Annotated in this window: 17 protein-coding genes and 1 pseudogene; 7 read left to right on the top strand and 11 right to left on the bottom strand. The window is 73.1% G+C overall.

Going from position 1 to position 20378, the window contains the following annotated elements; all coding sequences use genetic code 11:
- Nucleotides 1-58 precede the first annotated feature (58 nt).
- Nucleotides 59-592, top strand: a complete 534-nt coding sequence (locus tag ACFUJR_RS21990) for a DUF4245 domain-containing protein (RefSeq protein WP_383176752.1) — start codon at nt 59-61, stop codon at nt 590-592.
- A 94-nt stretch (nt 593-686) separates the two neighbouring features.
- Here ACFUJR_RS21990 and ACFUJR_RS21985 read toward each other — a convergent pair whose 3' ends face one another.
- The 4 genes from ACFUJR_RS21985 to ACFUJR_RS21970 form a co-directional block, all read right to left on the bottom strand.
- Entirely contained in the window at nt 687-1277 is a 591-nt protein-coding gene (locus ACFUJR_RS21985) for a malonic semialdehyde reductase (protein ID WP_383176755.1), read from the bottom strand.
- 120 nt (nt 1278-1397) lie between these two features.
- Nucleotides 1398-1640 carry an exodeoxyribonuclease VII small subunit gene (locus ACFUJR_RS21980; RefSeq protein WP_383176758.1) on the bottom strand — a complete coding sequence of 81 codons (243 nt, stop codon included), beginning with the start codon at nt 1638-1640 and terminating at the stop codon, nt 1398-1400.
- A gap of 10 nt (nt 1641-1650) precedes the next feature.
- Nucleotides 1651-2871 (bottom strand): exodeoxyribonuclease VII large subunit, encoded by a 1221-nt coding sequence (xseA, locus tag ACFUJR_RS21975; protein ID WP_383176761.1) that lies wholly within the window; start codon nt 2869-2871, stop codon nt 1651-1653.
- Between the two features lie 170 nt (nt 2872-3041).
- Entirely contained in the window at nt 3042-4385 is a 1344-nt protein-coding gene (locus ACFUJR_RS21970) for an APC family permease (protein WP_383450646.1), read from the bottom strand.
- Between the two features lie 81 nt (nt 4386-4466).
- Between ACFUJR_RS21970 and ACFUJR_RS21965 the strand changes: the two genes are divergently transcribed.
- Entirely contained in the window at nt 4467-5495 is a 1029-nt protein-coding gene (locus ACFUJR_RS21965; RefSeq protein WP_383176767.1) for a 4-hydroxy-3-methylbut-2-enyl diphosphate reductase, read from the top strand.
- A gap of 85 nt (nt 5496-5580) precedes the next feature.
- Nucleotides 5581-6321 carry a polyphosphate--glucose phosphotransferase gene (gene ppgK / locus ACFUJR_RS21960; protein WP_383176770.1) on the top strand — a complete coding sequence of 247 codons (741 nt, stop codon included), beginning with the start codon at nt 5581-5583 and terminating at the stop codon, nt 6319-6321.
- A gap of 210 nt (nt 6322-6531) precedes the next feature.
- Here the strand turns inward: ppgK and ACFUJR_RS21955 are convergent, their stop codons facing one another.
- Nucleotides 6532-7155, bottom strand: coding sequence for a DUF6542 domain-containing protein (locus ACFUJR_RS21955; protein WP_383176773.1), 624 nt, complete (start codon nt 7153-7155; stop codon nt 6532-6534).
- A gap of 184 nt (nt 7156-7339) precedes the next feature.
- On the opposite strand from ACFUJR_RS21955, the gene ychF reads away from it, so the two are divergent.
- Together ychF and ACFUJR_RS21945 are read left to right on the top strand one after the other, a co-directional pair.
- Nucleotides 7340-8449: a redox-regulated ATPase YchF gene (ychF, locus tag ACFUJR_RS21950; RefSeq protein WP_383176776.1), complete on the top strand. Its 1110-nt coding sequence runs from the start codon at nt 7340-7342 to the stop codon at nt 8447-8449.
- A 385-nt stretch (nt 8450-8834) separates the two neighbouring features.
- Nucleotides 8835-8993, top strand: a pseudogene (locus ACFUJR_RS21945) (transposase); the annotation flags it as partial.
- Here ACFUJR_RS21945 and pcaB read toward each other — a convergent pair.
- From pcaB to ACFUJR_RS21915, 6 genes are all read right to left on the bottom strand, one after another.
- Nucleotides 8966-10441, bottom strand: coding sequence for a 3-carboxy-cis,cis-muconate cycloisomerase (pcaB, locus tag ACFUJR_RS21940; RefSeq protein ID WP_383176779.1), 1476 nt, complete (start codon nt 10439-10441; stop codon nt 8966-8968). The pseudogene ACFUJR_RS21945 and the gene pcaB sit on opposite strands and share 28 nt — an antisense overlap.
- Nucleotides 10438-12426, bottom strand: a complete 1989-nt coding sequence (locus tag ACFUJR_RS21935; protein ID WP_383176782.1) for an FAD/NAD(P)-binding protein — start codon at nt 12424-12426, stop codon at nt 10438-10440. Before ACFUJR_RS21935 ends, pcaB begins: the two co-directional genes overlap by 4 nt.
- Before the next feature lie 437 nt (nt 12427-12863).
- The gene (locus ACFUJR_RS21930) at nt 12864-13673 is read right to left on the bottom strand and encodes a 4'-phosphopantetheinyl transferase family protein (RefSeq protein ID WP_383176785.1); all 810 of its coding nucleotides are present in this window, start codon (nt 13671-13673) and stop codon (nt 12864-12866) included.
- A 58-nt stretch (nt 13674-13731) separates the two neighbouring features.
- Nucleotides 13732-15501: an acyl-CoA dehydrogenase family protein gene (locus ACFUJR_RS21925; RefSeq protein ID WP_383176788.1), complete on the bottom strand. Its 1770-nt coding sequence runs from the start codon at nt 15499-15501 to the stop codon at nt 13732-13734.
- Between the two features lie 409 nt (nt 15502-15910).
- Nucleotides 15911-16708: a thioesterase II family protein gene (locus tag ACFUJR_RS21920; RefSeq protein WP_383176005.1), complete on the bottom strand. Its 798-nt coding sequence runs from the start codon at nt 16706-16708 to the stop codon at nt 15911-15913.
- 122 nt (nt 16709-16830) lie between these two features.
- On the bottom strand, nt 16831-17715 hold the full coding sequence (locus ACFUJR_RS21915) for a BTAD domain-containing putative transcriptional regulator (protein ID WP_383176008.1): 885 nt from the start codon (nt 17713-17715) through the stop codon (nt 16831-16833).
- A gap of 211 nt (nt 17716-17926) precedes the next feature.
- On the opposite strand from ACFUJR_RS21915, the gene ACFUJR_RS21910 reads away from it, so the two are divergent.
- Together ACFUJR_RS21910 and ACFUJR_RS21905 are read left to right on the top strand one after the other, a co-directional pair.
- Nucleotides 17927-18049 carry a hypothetical protein gene (locus ACFUJR_RS21910; protein ID WP_383176011.1) on the top strand — a complete coding sequence of 41 codons (123 nt, stop codon included), beginning with the start codon at nt 17927-17929 and terminating at the stop codon, nt 18047-18049.
- Between the two features lie 17 nt (nt 18050-18066).
- The gene (locus tag ACFUJR_RS21905) at nt 18067-20286 is read left to right on the top strand and encodes a TOMM precursor leader peptide-binding protein (protein WP_383176014.1); all 2220 of its coding nucleotides are present in this window, start codon (nt 18067-18069) and stop codon (nt 20284-20286) included.
- Nucleotides 20287-20378: the final 92 nt, after the last annotated feature.

Genomic DNA, 20378 nt, shown 5'->3' with positions numbered 1-20378 from the left:
GTACGTCGACAAATTGAGCAGAGGGGCCCACGTATGAGCACAACACCATGATGCGACCATGGTGGGCGTGGCAGGTATGCGAGGCAGGCAGACGGTACGCGGGATGTTCCAGTCCCTGGCGGTGATCATGGTCGCCGCGGGCGTGATGTATCTCTTCATCCCGCACGACGAGGACGCGGACCCGGTCCCGGCGAAGGACTACCGGGTCGAGCTGGTGACGGCGCAGCGGGCGGCGCCGTACGCGGTGCTGGCCCCCGAGGGCCTGGGGGAGGGGTGGAAGGCGACCGTGGTCTCGTACAAGCGCGAGCAGCACGACGCCTGGAAGCTCGGCTTCCTCGACCCGGACACGCAGTACGTGGCGATCCACCAGTCGACGGAGGAGCCCGACAAGTACGTTCCCGACGTCACCCAGAAGGCAGAGGACTCCGGGAAGACCCAGACGGTCGCCGGTCAGGTCTGGCAGCGCTGGGAGGGCCCGAAGTACGACGCGCTGGTCCGTACGGACGGCGGCGCGACGACGGTCGTGACCGGGACGGCCTCGTTCGAGCGGCTGGCCGAGATGGCGGGCGCGCTGCAGTCGAAGAAGGCCTAGACGCGGCCTTGGGCGCGGTACGCGGTACGCGTGCGCAGGGGAAAGCCCCCGGAATCCGCCGTGGAGTCCGGGGGCTTTCCCGTGCCCGAGGTGATCAGACGGTGGTGACGACCTCGTCGAAGGTGAGGCGCGGGGAGCGCGGGAACCAGGCGTCCTCGCCCGGCTTGCCGATGTTGACGACCATCAGCGGGGTGTGGTCGGCGTCCAGGAACTCCTTCTGGAGGCCGGCGAAGTCGAGACCGGTCATCGGGCCGGCAGCCAGGCCGGCGGCGCGGACACCGACGATGAAGTACGCGGCCTGGAGCGCGGCGTTCAGCAGGGCCGAGCCCTCGCGGGCCGGGCGCTCGGCGAAGAACATGTCCTTGGCCTGCGGGAAGTGCGGCAGCAGGTTCGGGAGCTCGTGGTGGAACTCGTTGTCGGCGGAGAGGATCGCGACCAGCGGTGCGGTGCGGGTCTTCGCCTGGTTGCCCTCGGCCATGTGCTTCACCAGGCGCTCGCGGGCCTCGGGGGAGCGGACCAGCGTGATGCGCAGCGGGGTCTGGTTGAAGGCGGTCGGGCCGTACTTGACCAGGTCGTAGATCGCCTGGACCTGCTCGTCGGTCACCGGCTCGTCGGTGAAGGTGTTGGCGGTGCGGGCCTCACGGAACAGGAGGTCCTGGGCGGCGGGGTCAAGGGCGAGGGACATGCTGCGTACCTTCCGGGCAAAGGGGTTCAAGCGATGCCCTCACCGTACGGCGGGGATTGGTTAACTTTCAACCAAATAACCGGATAGTGATCCGGTTCACACCCGGGTCGCGGCGGGCCCTTACACGGAACGGTCTGCGGCGTCGGCCTCGTCGCCGTCCTCGGGCGTGGACAGCGCGGCGTCGAGGCGGGCTCGTGCGCCTTCGAGCCAACGCCGGCACACCTTCGCCAATTCCTCACCACGCTCCCAGAGCGCGAGCGACTCCTCCAACGTCGTTCCGCCCGTCTCCAGACGACGAACGACCTCGATCAACTCGTCGCGTGCCTGCTCGTATCCGAGCGCCTCTTCCGTGGTGGCTGCCATGACGACCACCCTATGCGCCGGGTCCGACAGCGCGCCGCACCGTGAACTCGCCCGCCACGACCCGCGCCCGCAGCTCCTCGTCCACCTCGACCTCCTCCGGAGACCGTACGACCGTCCCGTCCGCCTTCTGCAGCACGGCGTACCCGCGCTCCATCGTCGCGGCGGGCGACAGCGCGCGGACGCGGGCCCGGGTGTGCGCGAGCTCGGAGTCGGCCCGGTCGAGCAGATGCCCGAGCGTCCGGCGGCTGCGGGCGAGCAGCGCGTCGAGTTCGTCCTCACGCTGCTCCACCATCCGCTGCGGATGCTCCATGACCGGCCGCGCGAGCGCGTGCGCGAGCCCGCGCTCCTCCCGGTCGAGCAGCCCCCGCACGGTCCGCAGGGCCCGGTCCCGCAGGCCCTGCACCCGGTCGAGCTCCTCGCCGACGTCCGGTACGACCTTCTTGGCGGCGTCGGTCGGCGTCGAGGCGCGCAGGTCGGCGACGAGGTCGAGCAGGGGCGAGTCCGGTTCGTGGCCGATCGCCGAGACCACGGGTGTACGGCAGTCGGCGACGGTACGGATCAGCTGCTCGTCCGAGAACGGCAGCAGGTCCTCGACGCTGCCGCCGCCCCGGGCCACGATGATCACGTCCACGCCCTCGTGCGCGTCCAGCTCCTTCACGGCCTGGACGACCTGGGGCACGGCCTTCACGCCCTGCACGGCCACGTTGCGCACCTCGAACCGGACGGCGGGCCAGCGGCGGCGCGCGTTCTCCAGGACGTCCCGCTCGGCGGCGGAGGCGCGGCCGACGACCAGGCCGACGAGCTGGGGGAGGAAGGGCAGCGGCTTCTTGCGGTCGAGCGCGAAGAGGCCCTCGGCGCCCAGGCTCCGCTTGAGCTGCTCCAGGCGGGCAAGGAGCTCCCCGATCCCGACGGGCTTGATCTCCACCGCCCGCAGCGACAGCTGCCCGCGCGGCGCGTACCACTCGGGCTTGGCGTGCACGACGACGCGGGCGCCCTCGGAGACGATGTCGGCGACGGCGTCGAAGACCTGGCGGTAGCAGGTCACGCCGATGGAGATGTCGTACGACGGATCGCGCAACGTCAGGAACACGACCCCGGCACCGGGCCGCCGCGACAACTGCGTGATCTGCCCCTCGACCCAGACGGCCCCGAGCCGGTCGATCCACCCCCCGATCAACCGGGAGACCTCTCCGACGGGCAACGGCGCTTCGGCGGACGTGTTGAGACCCATGCGCCGAGCGTAGTGGTGCCCACGGACATCCCGGAGCCGGTCGGCGACGGAGCGACGGGGGCCCGTGGGCGGACGGGATGACAGGCTCGGCCCCCGGTTCAGGCGTTCCGGGCCGCGCCCTGCACCGGCCCAGCTCAGGCGTTCCGGGCCGCGCCCTGGACCGGCCTTGTTCAGGCGTTCCGGGTCGCGCCCTGGACCGCCAGGACCGTGAGGCCCACGCACAGCCAGATCGCGCCGACCACCTGGGCCGAGGCCGAGCCCTCGACGATCACCGCGACCAGGATCGCCGCCCCCACCACCGGCATCGCCACGTGCCGCAGCCAGTGCGGCGGCCCCTCCATCCGCCGTACCGCGAACCACCCCACCACGCTCGCGTGCAGCAGCACGAAGGCCGTCAGCGCCCCGACGTCGACCACCGAGACCAGGTGGTCGAGGCCGTCGTCCCGGCCGGCCGCCCAGACCGCCGCCACCATCGTCACCGCCGCCGCCACCAGCAGAGCCACCCGCGGGACACCCCCGTCCGTACGGGCGAGCAGCCGCGGCAGCCGCCGCTCACGGCCCATGGCGAAGAGCAGCCGCCCCGCCGCCGCCTGCCCCGCCAGCGCCGCGAACGCCGCGCCGATCGCCTTCGACGCCGCCACCAGGTCGTGCAGCCACGTCCCCACGGACACGTCCACCGCGTCGTAGAAGGCCGAACCCTGCTTCGCCGGATCCGATGCGAGCTCCGCCGACGAGACCGGTTCCAGGAGCGCCACCAGATACGTCTGCCCCACGAACAGCACACCCGCGAGAACCAGGCAGAACAGCACCGCCCGCGCCACCTTCTCCGAACCCCCGGTGACCTCCTCCGCGAACGAGGCGATCGCGTCGAAACCCAGGTACGAGAGCACGGCCACCGACACCGCGCCCACCACCGCCGCCGACGAGAACGTCCCGTCCCCCGCCAGCGGCGACCACCAGTCGCGCCGCGCCCCGTCCCGTACGAGTACGACCACCGCCGACACCACGAAGACCAGCAGCACCACGAGTTCCATCACGAGCACCGCGAACCCGGCCCGTGCCGCCGCGCGCACCCCCCACAGATTGAGCAGCGTCGTCACGACCACCGCGATCGCCGTCCACACCCACCGGTCCACCTCCGGGACCAGCGCCTCCATCGCGATGCCCGCGAAGAGGTACGCCACGGCCGGGATCAGCAGGTAGTCGAGCATCGCCATCCACCCGGCGACGAACCCGGGCCCCTCACCCAGGCCCTTGCGGGCGTACGTGAAGACGGAGCCCGCGAACGGGGCGACCCGTACCATCTGCGCGTAGCTGAAAGCGGTGAACGCCATCGCGACCGTGGCGACGACGTACACCAGCGCCACCGCGCCGCCGGACTTCGCGTCCAGCGTGCCGAAGACGCCGACGGGGGCCATGGGCGCGATGAAGAGCAGCCCGTAGACGACAAGATCGCGGAACCCCAGGCTCCGCCGCAGTCCGGTGTGGGCAGCCACCTGAGCTTCCTGGGCCATGCGCCCCAGTCTCGGCCACGTTCTCGATCACCCGCCGCACCGACATGGCCGTAGCCGGCCGTGGTATCACGCGGCCTTACGATGGGACGCATGACTGCTACGCCCGCGTCGACGCCCGAGAACGCGACCACGACGAACCGCCCGAAGCGTGTCCTGCTCGCCGCTCCCCGCGGCTACTGCGCGGGTGTGGACCGTGCCGTGATCGCCGTGGAGAAGGCGCTGGAGCAGTACGGCGCGCCGATCTACGTACGCCACGAGATCGTGCACAACAAGTACGTCGTACAGACCCTGGAGCGGAAGGGCGCCGTCTTCGTCGACCAGGCGACCGAGGTGCCGCCGGGCAACATCGTGATGTTCTCCGCCCACGGTGTCGCCCCGACCGTGCACGAGGAGGCCCGCGAGGGCCGCCTGAAGACCATCGACGCCACCTGCCCGCTGGTCACGAAGGTGCACAAGGAGGCCGTGCGGTTCGCCAAGGAGGACTTCGACATCCTCCTGATCGGCCACGAGGGCCACGAGGAGGTCATCGGCACCTCCGGCGAGGCCCCCGACCACATCCAGCTCGTCGACGGCCCGGAGGACGTGGCCAAGGTCGAGGTCCGCGACCCGGACCGGGTCGTCTGGCTCTCGCAGACCACGCTCTCGGTGGACGAGACGATGGAGACGGTCGACGCGCTGAAGGAGAAGTTCCCGAACCTGATCTCCCCGCCGTCCGACGACATCTGCTACGCCACGCAGAACCGCCAGCTGGCCATCAAGGAGCTCGCGGGCCAGGCGGAGCTGGTGATCGTCGTCGGCTCGAAGAACTCCTCGAACTCGATCCGTATGGTCGAGGTCGCCAAGCAGGCCGGCGTGCCGGCCGCGTACCTGGTCGACTTCGCGAGCGAGATCGACGAGGCCTGGCTGGAGGGCGTCACCTCCGTCGGCCTGTCGTCGGGCGCCTCGGTCCCGGACGTCCTCGTCCAGGAGGTCCTGGAGTGGCTCTCCGAGCGCGGCTACGCGGACGTGGAGATCGTCAAGACGGCCGACGAGTCGCTGACCTTCTCGCTGCCGAAGGAGCTCCGGAACAAGGACCTGCGGGCCGAGGCGGCGAAGCTCGTCAAGGAGTAACCGCACCGTCCCCACTTCGGGGGGCGCCTCTTCCGGCCGTGGCGCTCAAGGAGTAACTCCCGGGCGCAGCCCTTACGGTGGGGCCATGAACGTCTTCGGAGTGGACATCGGCGGCTCGGGCATCAAGGGCGCTCCCGTCGACCTGGAGCGCGGAGAGCTGGCCGAGCCCCGCCACAAGGTACTGACCCCGCATCCCGCCACACCCGACGGTGTGGCGGGATGTGTCGTGGAGGTCGTGGAGAGCTTCGGCTGGACGGGCCCGGTGGGGGTGACCTTTCCCGGCGTGGTCACCGGCTCGACGATCCGCACGGCGGCCAACGTCGACAAGCGCTGGATCGGCGTCGATGCGGGCAGGCTGCTGAGCGACCGGCTCGGCGGCCACCAGGTGACGGTCCTCAACGACGCGGACGCGGCCGGGATCGCCGAGATGACCTTCGGCGCGGGCCGGGGGCGTACCGGCACGGTGATCCTGCTGACGCTCGGTACGGGCATCGGCTCGGCGCTCTTCGTCGACGGCCGGCTCGTGCCGAACACGGAGCTGGGCCATCTGGAGCTCAAGGGCCACGACGCGGAGAAGCGGGCGTCGACGAAGGCCAAGGAGGACGAGGACCTCAGCTGGGAGCACTGGGCTACACGGCGCGTGCAGAAGTACCTGGCGCATGTGGAGATGCTCTTCTCGCCGGAGCTGTTCATCATCGGCGGCGGAGTGAGCCGGAAGGCGGACAGGTTCCTGCCGTTGATCGAGGGCATCAGGGCGGAGATCGTGCCGGCGGAGCTGCAGAACAACGCGGGGATCGTGGGCGCGGCGATGGCGACGCGGGGGTAGGGGCGGGCGGGGGACGGAGCGGGAGGGGGACGGAGCGGGCCTCTGGCGCCGCGATCGTAGGGAGACCCGGTGACCGAGGTCTCCACGGCTATGCTGCCGCTCCTGCGGCGACTGTTACCGCCTCTGCCGCTCCTGCTCCTGCCGCCGCTTCCGCTCCTGCGGCCGCTGCTTCCGCCGCTGCCGCTCCTGCCGCCGCGGCGGTCTCGGTCGTTACGGGGCAGGTCGCCTCTGAGGGGCGGCAGGTCTCGTGGTGGCGCGCTGGCGGCGCCCCATGTCGCGTACCTTCCGGACGCTGGTGATCAGTCCGGCGACGAGCGTGCCGCCGTAGAGCCATCCGGCCTGCACGGCGAGGGCGGTGACGACGGCCATCGCCTGGCCGCCGAAGCCGCCGGTGCCGCCAGAGATGGGCACGACCCCCACGGCGAAGGCGATGGGCACGCTGATCGGGGCGGTGACCAGGTCGGCGGTCCGGACCCAGAGCGCGGTCAGGGCGCTGACCGGCAGGAACAGCAGGCCGTAGGCGAGCGGCGAGCCGTCGAGGATCAGCCAGTCGAGGAAGCCGAGCGCCAGCATGGTGGCGGAGGCGAAAAGCCCGGCGCCGAGGCCGGTCAGCCGCGGGTTGGGCAGTCGGCGCAGGGCGAGGACGACGGGTGCCACGGGCGGTGCGGGCCGTCGTACGGGCGCGGTGGCGCGCTCGACGCGGCCCCGGCCCGGGCGGCCCGGGCGGGCGGCGACGCGATAGACGGCGGCGCCTTCCACGAGCGCGCCGGGCGGCGTCAGAGGGGTTTGCGGCCGTCGGCGGCCTTGCGGCTGACTTGTCCTGTGCTGCTCCACTACACCAACGTAGGTCTGGAAGGCCCGGGGGAGCGGCACAGGACACGCCCTTTGGGTGACGTTGCCGTAGAGAACGGCCGAAGGTCGGCGTCGCAGGCCGGTTCGGACCGCCCGTAAACTGGGGGATCGGCCCAACCACCGCACCCCATTCGCACCCCCATCCGTACTCCAGGAAGTCGCCACCGTGTCGCTCACGATCGGAATCGTCGGTCTGCCGAATGTCGGCAAGTCGACCCTGTTCAACGCCCTGACCAAGAACGACGTCCTGGCGGCCAACTACCCGTTCGCCACGATCGAGCCGAACGTCGGCGTCGTCGGGGTCCCCGACGCCCGTCTGACGAAGCTGGCGGAGATCTTCGGCTCGCAGCGGATCCTCCCGGCGACGGTCGACTTCGTGGACATCGCGGGCATCGTCCGCGGCGCGAGCGAGGGTGAGGGCCTGGGCAACAAGTTCCTGGCGAACATCCGCGAGTCGGATGCGATCTGCCAGGTCATCCGTGCCTTCAAGGACGAGAACGTCGTGCACGTCGACGGCAAGGTCTCACCGAAGGACGACATCGAGACGATCAACACCGAGCTGATCCTCGCCGACCTGCAGACGATCGAGAAGGTCCTGCCGCGTCTGGCGAAGGAAGCCCGGATCAAGAAGGACGTGGCCCCCAAGGTCGCGGCGGTCGAGGCGGCGAAGGAGATCCTGGAGCGCGGTGACACGCTCTTCTCGCAGGGCATCCTGCAGGGCTCGGACAAGGCGGAGCTCCTGCACGACCTGCACCTCCTGACGACGAAGCCCTTCCTCTACGTCTTCAACGTGGACGAGGACGAGCTGACGGACGACGCCTTCAAGGAGGAGCAGCGCGCGCTGGTCGCCCCGGCCGAGGCGATCTTCCTCAACGCCAAGCTGGAGCAGGACCTCGCCGAGCTGGACGAGGAGGACGCCATGGAACTCCTCCGGTCCGTCGGCGCCGAGGAGCCGGGCCTGGCGATCCTGGCCCGGGTCGGCTTCGACACCCTGGGCCTCCAGACCTACCTGACGGCCGGCCCGAAGGAATCCCGCGCCTGGACGATCAAGAAGGGCGCGACGGCCCCCGAGGCGGCCGGCGTGATCCACACGGACTTCCAGAAGGGCTTCATCAAGGCGGAGGTCATCTCCTTCGCCGACCTCGTGGAGACCGGCTCGGTGGCCGACGCCCGCGCGGCGGGCAAGGCCCGCATGGAGGGCAAGGAGTACGTGATGCAGGACGGCGACGTGGTGGAGTTCCGGCACGGAGGAACGTCTGGGAGCGGCAAGAAGTAGGGCACGATTCCTCTTTGGGCAATGAAGGAGAGTGAGTCGTGTCAAGGCTGACCGAGCTGCTCAGGCAGGCGCGAGAGATGGACCCGCAGCTGAGCGCGGACCTCGAGGCGTGAATCGTCGCGCTGACCAAGCGCCGGTCCTTTGGCCCGGTCTTCGAGTCGCACCAGCCCGAGGCTGTCGAGTTCCCCGGACGACCTGTTCGCCGCGGCGACAACGTGCGGTTGTCGCCGCCACGCGGCGGCTCCGGGCCGGGGGACCGTCGGCTATGGCGAGTCGCAAGGATCAAGAGGGTCGACGGGCACCGGGTGGCTCACCTTGCTGAGCTGGACGCCGACGAGCCCGAGACCCAGGTGGCCGTCGACTGGAAGTACTCGATCATCGCCGCCTCGCCCCGGCCACGAAGCAGTCGGGCACTTCCGTCCACGGCGAACACGCCCCCAGAGGCGGCAACCGGCAGCTCGAACGCGCGATGTTCCTCTCCGCGTTCGCAGCCCTGCACGACCCCGCCTCCCGCACCTACCACGACCGCTGCCGGGCCCGGGGCTCTCCCGTGGTTCCGGAGGTCTTTCCGGGGCCGGCGGCAGGAGGCGGTCCGGAGGCCGTCAGTGCCCGGTCGACCAGAGGGCCGGCCATGCCCGTGTAGTGGGCCGGGTCGAGCAGCGGCGCGAGCTCTGCGGGGGACAGGGCCCCCCGTACCTCGTCGAGTCCGGCCAGCACCTCGACCAGCGGCCGGCCGGTGTCGGCGGCCTCCGACGACGCGCGGGTCAGCAGCTCCTTCGCGGCCGTCCTGCCCAGCCTCGGGGCGAGCAGGGCGCTGATCCGCTCGGAGACGATCTGCCCGCCGGTGGCCCGCAGGTTGGCCGCCATCCGCTCGGGGCGCACCGTGAGTCCGCGGACCAGCTCCACCATGGTGTGCGCGGCCCCGCCGGTCAGCCGCAGCGCCTCGCGCAGCGGCTGCCACTCGGCGTGCCAGACCCCGGCCGACCGCTCGTCCTCGTGCGGCAGGCACTGGGCGAGGACGGCGGCCAGGGCCGGGACCTGGAGGGCGGCCGAGCGGATCAGCGTCGACAGCACGGGGTTGCGCTTGTGCGGCATCGCCGAGGAGGCGCCCCGCCCGGACACCGCCGGCTCGGCCACCTCCCCGGTCTCGGTACGCGTGAGGACGAGCACGTCGACGGCGATCTTCCCCAGCGCCCCCGCGGTGTGCGCGAGGGCCGCGCCCAGGTCGGCGACGGGCGTGCGCAGCGCGTGCCACGGCAGGACCGGCGCGCCCAGCCCCGTCTCGTCGGCGAAGGCGGCCACCAGCTCGGCCAGGACGGCCGCCGGGTCGGCCCCGTCGCCCGCGTACTGGAGATAGCCCGCCAGGGTGCCGGCCGCGCCGCCCAGGGAGACCGGCAGCCCGCCCCCCTCCAGCCGCTCCAGGCGCTCGGCTGACTCCAGGACCAGCTGGCGCCAGCCCGCCGCCTTCAGTCCGAAGGTGGTGGGCACGGCGTGCAGGGCGAGAGTACGGCCCGCCATCACCGTGTCCCGGTGGTCGGCGGCCAGGACCCCCAGGGTGTCGGCCACGGTCCTGAGGTCCGCGATGACCAGGCGCAGGGCGCGGGTGGCCACCAGCATCGCGCCGGTGTCGAAGACGTCCTGGCTCGTGGAACCGCGGTGCACGTACTCGGCCGCTTCGGGCGAGTGGGCCGCGACGCGCGCGGTGAGCGCCTTGACCAGGCCCACCACCGGGTTCGCGGTCTCCCGCGAGGCCAGTGCCAGCTCCCGTACGTCGAAGTCCGCGGCGCGGGCGGCGGCGGTGATCGCGGCGGCCGCGGCGGCCGGGACGGTGCCGCACCGGGCCTGAGCGCGGGCCAGCGCGGCCTCCGCGTCGAGCATCGCCTGGACCCAGGCGGTGTCGTCGACGGCGGCCTCGACGGGAGTGCCGGCCCGGACCGGGGACAGCAGCCCGGTGTCGGTCGCGGCGGGACGGTGCCCGGCGGCGGGGCTCACGCGGCCACCTCCCTGCCCGAGCGGGCGGGTGCCGGCGGGGCCGTCGCCCCGACGGCCCCGGCCGACGGCTCCGCCAGCGCCAGCACCGCGGCCGCGACGGCGTCGGAGTCCTCCAGCGTCACTGAGCCCACACCCGGACGGATGCCGGCCGCGGTCACCCAGTGCACGGACTCGGTGGGCACCCCGTACGCGAACCGCCTCGGATGCGGCACCCCTCGGGCGTCGAGGAGGCGGTACGGCCGCTCGGACACGGCCAGGCCGCCGGTCTCGTACGACGAGCCGTCCGTGCCCGCGACGCGGTGCGGCCGCCCCTGCCCGGTACGCAACAGCCCCTCCATCAGCTGATCGGCGGTACGCCGGACGTCGATCTCCGGCAGCCGGGCCTCGACCAGCACCGTGGCCCGCACCCGCAGACCGGCGACACCCTCGGAGGTACCGACGAAGGCCGGGCCCTCCGGGTCGTGCGCGTCGGCGGCCACCCGCAGCCCCGGACCGGTCACGTCGAGGATCCCCGCGTCGATCAGCGCGGCCATCTCCTCGACGCGGGAGGCAGGCGGGCCGATGGACAGGTAGGCGTTGAGCGGCGTGTACCACCCGTCCAGCTCGTCACGGTGGGAAGCGGCGTCCAGACCTCCGTGGTCGATGGCCAGGCGCAGCTCGTTGCGCAGATCCCGCAACACGTCCAGAGCGGCCTTGAACGGCCCGCTGACGTTGCCCTCACGGGCCCTGCGCACATCCTCGTCCAGGTAGTCGCGCAGCCAGGCGCGGAAGGCGGCCAGGTCGGGGAAGACGCGCTCACCCGACGGGCGGACGACGTCGTCCCAGTCCCACCGCTCGCCTTCGTCGACACCGGCCGCGGCCAGCAGCCGCTCCTCGGCCGCGCCCTCCTCCGCCCGCAGGAACACGGCCGAGAACACGGCCACCTCGTCCGGCTCCGCGCGCCGCGCCAGCAGTGTCTCGTAGTAGACCGTGCGCACCTCCTTGGAGATGAGCGGCCACAGCTCGGAGCCGAAGCGGATCGGCCGGCCGCCCCTCACCCGCGCGCGCAACTCCGCCACCAACCCGGTGGTCAGCAGCCGCGGACGGTAGCGGCCGTGCGCGCCCTTCTCGTTGTCGCCTCGCGCCTGGTACGGCACGCCGCGCCGGGATCCGGCGTACAGCCGCGGCTCGCGGCCGGAGGGCCGGTACACCAGGCGGCCGCCGACGCGTTCGAACACCCCGCCGCGGGCGTGCGTGAACAGCGCCATGTAGTCGAAGAAGTTCAGACCGAGCCCTCGCAGCAGCACCGTCTCGCCCGGGGCCACGCCCGACAGGTCCACGTCCGCCGGGTTGCCCGGCGCGATGTAGGTCAGCCCGTGCCGGGCCGCGTACTCGGCGTGCCCCCGCTCCGTCTCGGTCGGCCGGACCTGTACGTGGCCCTGCGCGAGCACCACGGCGCCGAGGCCGGTCAGCCGGGTGCCGTCCTCCAGGATCACGGTCTGCGCCGCGTCGGGGCCGGGGTCGGCGTCCTCCAGGGCGACGGCGCGCGAGGCGTGCACGCGAATGTCGACGTGCGCGGCCGCCTTCGAGACGACCTGCCCGAACACCCAGGTCAGGTAGTGGCCGTACAGCGCGCGGGTGGGATACGCGTCCGGGCCCAGGCCGCGGGCCTCGGCGAGCGTCTCGTCGTCGTACGGCGCGCCGGCGCCGGGGACGAGACCGCCGGCGCCCAGCGCCCTGGCCCACTCGTAGAGGCTCGGGCCCTCCTCCAGCGGTCCTTCGATCCTGACGCTGGCGTCCGTGTAGACGGTCACCTGTGAGGCCACGGTGTTCATGAGCAGGTGCCGGGACTGCGAGGGCCGCCAGACGCGGCCGGCGCCCGGCGGATCCGGCTCCACGACGTGCACGGTGAGGCGGTCCCAGCGGGGGGACTTCCGCTCCTGCGCGCAGAGCCGTTCCAGTACGGACAGCCCGCGGGGCCCGGCACCCACCAGGCACACCCCCATCGTTCTCCCGGTGGTTCCCTCCTCGGCCTCGGCCGGGGAGGGGGCCGCTTCCCTGACCCGCGGCAGCCTTTTCGCGCCCTGTGAGGGGCTGGTCCGGGCCGGACCGCGGCTCCCGGTCCGGGGGCCTGCCGCCTCAGCGGTGGGTGAGGTCACGGGTCCGCTGCTCACAAGGACACTCCGCTCAGGAGACGGGGGACGGCCGGACCTCGTCGGCATCGCCGGTGTACCGGTCCGGCCCGCTCCCCAAGGGCCGTGGTGGTGTGTCGCAACGGTCTGTCCCGGCGCTCGACCAGGGCTCGGGCCCGGGTGGAAAGCGGTCCCGGTCCGCCCCGGGCGCCTTCCCGTCCGGCGAGGCCCCGGAGAGGCCCGGCACGGGCGGGCCCGGGCGAGACCGCGACGGGGCCGCGGTGCCGGGAGGGGACGGACGGCGCACGGGGTCACGGGGTGTCCGTCCTCATCGCCGACAGGAACCCCTGGTCGAGCATGGTCCCGGCGGACGTGTCGTCCGCGGTGCACAGGCCGGCGTCGTGGCAGGCGACGCTCACCAGGTACCGGCCCATCACCTCGTGCGTGGCGAAACCCCACTCGCCGCGGGTGGCGGCGCTGCCGTCCGGGGCGTGCAGCTCCAGGTCCCGCCCGAAGCCGAACTCCTTGAAGCCGAGCCGCAACCCCTGCCCCAGCGCCTTGGAGTACGCCTCCTTCAGCGTCCACAGCCGCACCGCGTGCGGCACCCGCAGCGCCTCCGGCAGCTTCGCGATCTCCGCCGCCTCGGTGGCGGTCAGGATCTGCTCCCGCAGCAGGTCCAGCCGGACGGTGCGCCCTGACGGCTCCACGTCCACCCCGATCCGGCCGGTGCGGCTCAGTCCCACGGCCATCAGGTCCCCGGTGTGCGACAGGCTCAGCTCGATCTGGTCGAAACCGCGCAGGTACGGGCGTCCGCCGAGCCGGTAGGACAGGTCCAGGTGCTCCGGCTCGATCCCGAGGGCCGCCCCGGCCGTGTACTTGATGAGCAGCCGGGCGGCGGCGAAGCGGTAGCGGACGGCGGGGTCGTGGGTGCGGCGGTAGCGGTCCCAGTCCGTGCCCAGCAGCTCGCGCAGCCGGGCGGTGGTCAGGACGTTCGGCAGCCATTCGGTCCACGTCGTGTAGGCCACCGCGTTGCCGAGTTCCGCCAGGTCCTCCCGCACCCAGTGCCACGGCCCGTCCGGCCGCGGCACGTGCACCGGCACGGCGCACGTCACCTGATTCATCGTCACCTCCTGCGTCGTCGTGCCGGCCGCCCCGGCACGTCCTGCGTCCGAAGGCCCGTCAGCCCGACAGCCGCGTCCCGTACAGGTCGAGGCTGCGCCGCTCCCGGCACCGGTCGAGCAGCTCGTCCAGCACCGCCTCGACGGTCCCGTCGGACGGGTCCGTCCCTCGCACGCCCAGCCGGCGGGCGATGCGGCTGAGGGCGAGCACCGCCCATGCCGTATCCCCGAGGAACGCGTCGCCGTGCGCGGCCCGCGCCTCCCAGAGCCCCAGCACCGCGGCGGCCGAGAGCACCAGCGCGTAGCGGTCGGCCAGGGCACAGGCATGCGGGTCGAAGGCGCCGCTGAGCGTGACGCAGCGGACGCGCAGCGTCCGCAGCTCCTCGACGAAGGTCCGGGCGAGCGCGGCCAGCGCGGCGTGCGGGGACCCGTGTCCGGTGTGTCCCTCCAGCCGGCCCGCGACCCCGACGAGGGTGGCCGTCAGCAGGTCGTCCGTACGGGAGTGGGCCAGCCGCCGGTGGTCGAAGAGGGGCAGGGGCGCCCCGGGCGTGAAAAGCGCGGCCGGCGGCTCGGCGGTACGGAACCAGGCCGTACGGGCCAGCGCCGGAAGCTGCGGGACGATCACCGCCTGGCAGACGGCGGTGCCCGCGTGCCCCAGCCCGGCCACCGGCAGATCGCGCACGAGCTTCTGGAAGCCCCCGTACAGGGGTCCGCGGTCGTAGCCGCGCCCGCCGAGCACGGTGGCCAGTTCCTCCAGGTCCTCGCGCAGCAGATCGGGCATCGTGTACTTCACGGCCGCGCCCAGGAGGTACGACTGCTCGGGCACCAGGCTCATCGCCCGCAGCCCGGTCACCGCCATCGCGTCGCAGGCCAGCAGGTCGGCGAAGACCCCGGCGAGCACCTTCCGGCCGCGGCGCGAGGGCCGGCCGTCGGGCCGGTTCTCGGTGGCCGCGCGCACCGCCATGCGCAGCACGCTGTCCACGCCCGCGAGCACGGTGCCGGGGATCAGGCAGTGGCTGGTCTGGAAGCTGCGCAGCGCCAGCGACACCCCGTCGCCGACGGCGCCGACCAGGGCGCCGTCCGGCAGGGCCACGCCGTCGAGTTCGAGGCCGGAGAAGTGCGCCCCGCGCATGCCGGGCATCTTCACCCGGCCGAGGCGGCGCACCTCGCCGACGGCCGGCGCGTCGGGGCCGAGGATCAGCACGGAGTGGCTGCGGGGGCCGTCCCCCTCCGAGGTACGGGCGTACATGACGAACGCGTTCGCGCGGTGGGCGTTGATGACGACGTCCTTGCGCCCGCCGACCAGCCAGCCGCCGCCGGGGCGCGGCTCGGCGCGCATCTCGTCGCGCAGGATGGCGTTGGCGTGGGCGACCTCGCGGTGCACGATCGTGACACGGCCGCCGCCGAGCAGAACACCGGCCAGGGAACGCCGCTGGTCCTCGTCCCCGGCGGTCCACACCGACGAGGCGGCGAACAGCGAGGTGATGCCGAAACCGTAGCCGAGGGCGAGGTCACGGCGGAACAGCGGGCGCAGGACGCGGGCCAGCTCCTCCAGGCCGGTGAGCCGGCCGCCGAGGTCGTGAGGGACGAACTCGGCGGCCAGCCCGGCCTCGGCGAGCAGCGCCTCGGTGGCCTCGGGCACCTCGCGGGCCTCGTCGGCGCGCAGCAGCGCCAGGTGTCCGTGCGGGTTACCGGGGTCGAACGGATCCCCGAGCGCCGCTTCCAGCAGTGCGGCCCGCGCGGGCTCGGCGGCCCGCGGCGCGGAGGGGGCGTCCCGTGCCGGGGCGTGGGCGCCCTGGTCGGGCGGCCGGGTGGTCCCGGCCGCGCTCACGGGGCGCTGACCGGGCCGAGGACGGGCTGGGGGGCGTACCGAGGTACGGACAGACAGGTCCGGCCGATCCGGCATCTTCCACACCCTTCTCATGCAGTGACGTGGCCGGCGTGGACCACCGCGCGCGGGTGCGGTGACCGGCCGTGCCGGCGTTCCTCACGCCGGCACGGCCGTCCGCCACGCGTCGGGGCCGTCGGCGGGCGGTACCGGGATCCGCCTCGGTCGGCGGCCGTGCCGACGACCCTGTCCTGAACGGCTCGTGCCTGGCTCGAACCTGGCGGAGCGCGCCTCGACCCGGGGCCCCGTCGTGGCTGGAACCGCGGGGCCGGGGGCGGCCCCGGTGGCCGTCCGCGAGCCGTGGCCGGGGGCGCCGGGGGCTCCGTGATCTCGCCGGCGTCCCCGGCCCGTCTCACCGCGCGCCGTCGGCGGTACGGGTCCGGGCGGCCGGCGTACGGGACAGGTGCTCCCGGCAGGCCTCGCCGATCAGGGCGGGCAGCGCTTCGTCGACGACGAAGAAGTGGTCCCCGACCAGGGTGCGCGGGGTGACGGGCCCGGTGGTCCACCGCCGCCATTCCCGGAGCGCGGTGGGGACGGCCAGCGGGTCGTCGCTGCCGGCGAAGACGAGCAGGGGGACGTCCACGGGGCCGCCGGTGACGGGGTCCAGGGCCGCCTGCCGCAGGGACCTGGCCAGCCGCAGGTCGTCACGGAGCACGGGCAGGACGGAGCGGTGCCACAGCCCGCCGGGGTCGGCGGTTCCCTTCGGCAGCGAGCCGAGGCCGCCGAGGAGCGGGAGCAACCGCTCGACGGGGGCGTCCGCCGCGCTCATCAGGGGGGTCGTGGCGTGGGGCGGCAGGCAGGCGCCCACCGCGAGGAACAGGGGCGGGGGTGCTCCCTCGTCGGCCAGTGCCCGGGTCAGCGTGTAGGCGACCAGCGCGCCCAGGCTGTGCCCGTACAGCGCGTAGGGGCCGGAGTGCGCCGTTTCCAGGAGCGGCCCGAGCAGGTCGCCGAGGAGTCCGGAGCGGTCGGTGACGCGCGGTTCGCGCCGCCGGCGGTCCCGGCCGGGCAGCGGAAGGGCCACCACCTCCACCGCGGGACCGGCCGCGGCGGGCCAGCGGCGGTAGCTGGACGCGCCCGCGCCCGCGTGGGCGAGGCAGTGGAGCCGTACCCGCCGCTCCACCACCCCGTCGACCGCCGTCAGGGAAGCCATCCGTCTCCCTCCTCCAGGAAGCTGTGCCGACGTGTGAGCCGTGCGGCGCACCGGCCGCGGTCCGGAGTCTCGTCACCGGGGCTGGAGCGGGACTCGAATCGCGCGGGGCCGCCCGAGCGGTCTCAGGAGACCCGCGCCAGACGGTGCGCGGCGAAGTCCTCCGAGGACCAGGAGACGGACCAGACGTCCAGGGCGGGATCGCCGGAGAGGATCGCCGACTGGAGGTTCTGGAGCCGCGGACAGGGCTCGACGCCCAGTTCCTGGTTGAGGACGGACCTGAGCCGGTGGAAGGCCTCCAGGGAGCGGCCGACACGGCCCGCCCGGTAGAGGGCGATCATCAGATACGCGCAGAGGTTCTCGTTCATCGTGTTCCGCGCGACCACCCGGGTCAGTTCGCCGAGTAGGTCGGCGTGGCGGCCGAGGGCCAGGTCGGCCTCGATGCGCCGCTCCAGGGCGCCGAGCCGGCTCTCCTCCAGGGAGACGGCCTCGATCTCCAGGACGCTGCCCTTACGGATGTCGACGAGCGCGGGACCGCGCCAGAGCTGGAGCGCCTGGCGGAGCTCCTCGGAGACGCGGCGGTGGTGGCCGGCCTCGAAGGCGGCGTACCCGGCCCGCACGCGTTCCTCGAAGACGGAGACGTCCGTCGTGCAGGCGTCGCCCTCCAGGAGGTAGCCGTTGTGACGTGTGCTCAGGATCTGCCGCACACCGGGGCGTTCGGCGTCGGCGGCGGCCAGGGCGTTGCGCAGCTGGAGGATGTAGGTCTGCAGGGTGGTGGCGTGGCTGCGCGGGGGGCGGTCCCCCCACAGCTCCTCGATCAGCGCCGGGACCGTGACGATCCGGCCCGCGTTGAGCGCGAGCAGGGCGAGCACCTGGCGCTGCTTGGGCGCGCTGGCCGTCACCTGCGCCCCGTCGAGGTGCAGGGACAGTGGGCCGAGCAGCCCGATGCTCAGCTGTCCGGGCTGTTGCCAGACGTTGACGGAGTCGTACCTCATGGGGCCCTCGGACATTTCCGTTCCTCCCGGCTTCGCGCTGTTGGTCTCGGTTTCCGAGCATGCCGAGAGGGGCGGGACTTGCCCACTGACCCGTGCATCTCTCCCGTGTGAAGAATTCACGCGGCGAACGTGAACCGGTGCATGGCGGCCCGCACGGCCGAGGCTGGAAAGTGAGGTCGACCGCGGCACCGACGGCCGCGGACCGGACGAGAGAGGCGATGAACTCATGCAGATCACCCTTGCCGCCGACGACCTGATCATCGAGGACCTGGACGACATCGACGGCTTCACCGGCGACCCCACCGGATGGTGCGCCGTCATGATTCCGGTCGCGGCCGCGGCCCAGTAGAGAGCCAGGCCCGCGCCATGCGTGTGGACGAGACACGACCGATCGGGTTCCGGCGCCACCTGCGGGCCGAGATCGTCCCGGGCGAGGCCGTCTACCTCGTCTCGCCCCGGGGGACGACCGCCCTCTCCGGCAACGCGATCCAGAAGATGGCCCCGCTGCTCGACGGGTCGCTGACCCTCCCCGAACTGCGCGAGGCCACGGGGTTCCCCGCGGAGCAGCTGGACGGCATGATCGACCGGCTCACCGCCGCGGGTCTCGTCGGCTTCCGCACGGCCCCCCGGGACGTCACCTCAGGCGCGTACTGGGATCTGGCGGGTGTCGACGGTCCGGCGGACGCGGAGGTGTCCGTCGTGGCGCTCGGCGGCGCCGACGCGGCGGCGGCCGAGCGCGCCTGCCGCACGGCGGGGCTGGTCTGCGGCCCGGACTCGCCCTTCACGCTGGTCGTGTGCGACGACTATCTGGATCCGGCGCTGGCCGATTTCAACGCGGCACGGCTCGCCGACGGCCGGCCCTGGCTGCCGGCGAAGCCGTACGGGGCGCAGCTCTGGGTCGGCCCGGTGTTCCAGCCGGGTACGGCTGGCGCCTGCTGGTCCTGTCTGGCGGTACGGCTCCGATCCCGCCGACGCGGTGAGTCGCACGTGCGGCGGGCGCTGGGGCTCGCGGCCCCCGTGCGGGCGCCGGAGACCTCGCTGGCGACCACGCGGGAACTGGGGCTGCAGACGGCGGCCCTGGAGGCGGCGAAGTGGCTGGCGGGGCTGCGCGAGGAGCGCCAGAACACGCTGTGGACGCTGGACACGCTGACCCTCGTGGCCGGTCACCATCCGGTGGCGGCGCGGCCGCAGTGCCCGGACTGCGGGGACGCGGGGATGGTGTCGGAGCGGGCTCGGAGGCCGGTGGTGCCGGTGTCCCGGCCGAAGGGCGCGGCCGGCGGGAACGGGCACCGGGCGCTCTCGGCGGAGCAGATGTGGGAGCGGTTCGGGCGGTTGGCCGACCCGGTCACCGGGGTCACGGAGCGGGTCGTGCGGGACCCGCGGAGCCCTTCGTTCCTGCACTGCTACCGGTCGGGGCCCAACCTGGCACTGCCGGAGGGCGACCTGTCCGCGCGCCGGGCGGGGCTGCGGATGCAGAGCGGCGGCAAGGGACGGACGGACGCCGAGGCGCGGGTCAGCGCGCTGTGCGAGGCGGTCGAGCGGTACAGCGCGACGCGTCACGGCGACGAGGAGACCGTGCGCGGGAGCTATCGCGAGCTGGCGGACCGGGCCGTGCACCCGGGGGACTGCATGCTGTTCGACGAGCGGCAGTACGAGGACCGCGAGCGTTGGAACGCCTCGGGCGTCCCCTTCGAGTACGTGCCGGAGCGGTTCGACGAGGACGCGGAGGCCGAGTGGACGCCGGTGTGGTCGCTCACCGGCGGGGAGCACCGGCTGCTGCTCTCGGCGCAGGCGTACTTCGGTGGGCCCCCCGTGGCCTCGGTCGTGGCCGACTCGAACGGCAACGCCGCGGGCGGCACCCTGGAAGACGCGATCCTCCAGGGCTTCCTGGAGCTGGTGGAGCGCGACGCGGTGGCGCTGTGGTGGTATAACCGCACCCGGCACGCCGCCGTGGACCTGGCGGCGTTCGGCGATCCGTGGGTGGCGGCGCTGCCCGAGCGCTTCCGGGAGCTGGACCGCTCGATCTGGGTCCTGGACCTCACGGCCGACCTGGGCATCCCGGTGATGGCGGCGGTGTCGCGCCGGGCCGGGGGACCCGCGGAGGACATCATGCTGGGCTTCGGGGCCCACCTCGATCCGGCGGTCGCGCTGAGCCGGGCGGTCACGGAGCTGGGGCAGATGCTGCCCTCGCTGCCGTCAGGGACGCGGGGGTACGCGCCGGGTCTCCCGGCCCACCTGCTCGACTGGCTGCGCGGGGCGACGGTCGCGGACCAGCCGTACCTGCTGCCCGACCCGGAACTGCCGGTGCGGACGCCGGAGTCGTACGGGTACGTGCCGCGCGCCGACCTCCGGGACGATCTGGAGCATCTGGTCGGTCTGGCCCGGACCCACGGTCTTGAGGTGCTGGTCCTGGACCAGACGCGGCCCGATCTGGGGCTGCCCGTGGTGAAGGTGGTCGTGCCGGGCTTGCGGCACTTCTGGGCGAGGTTCGCACCGGGGCGGCTCTTCGAGGTGCCGGTGCGGCTTGGGAGGCTCTCCGCGCCGACGCGCTACGAGGACCTGAACCCGACACCACTCTTTCTGTAACTTCCTTATGAACACGCATGAGTTGAAACCCCTCACCGGCTCTCATGTCCGAGAAATATCGGTTGCACCCATGACAGTGTGATGCCTCGTCT

It is taken from the genome of Streptomyces sp. NPDC057271, from assembly GCF_042668715.1.
Taxonomy (GTDB): Bacteria; Actinomycetota; Actinomycetes; order Streptomycetales; family Streptomycetaceae; genus Streptomyces.
Note: the sequence above shows the minus strand (reverse complement) of the source record. Positions and strands in the feature narration are given on the sequence as shown.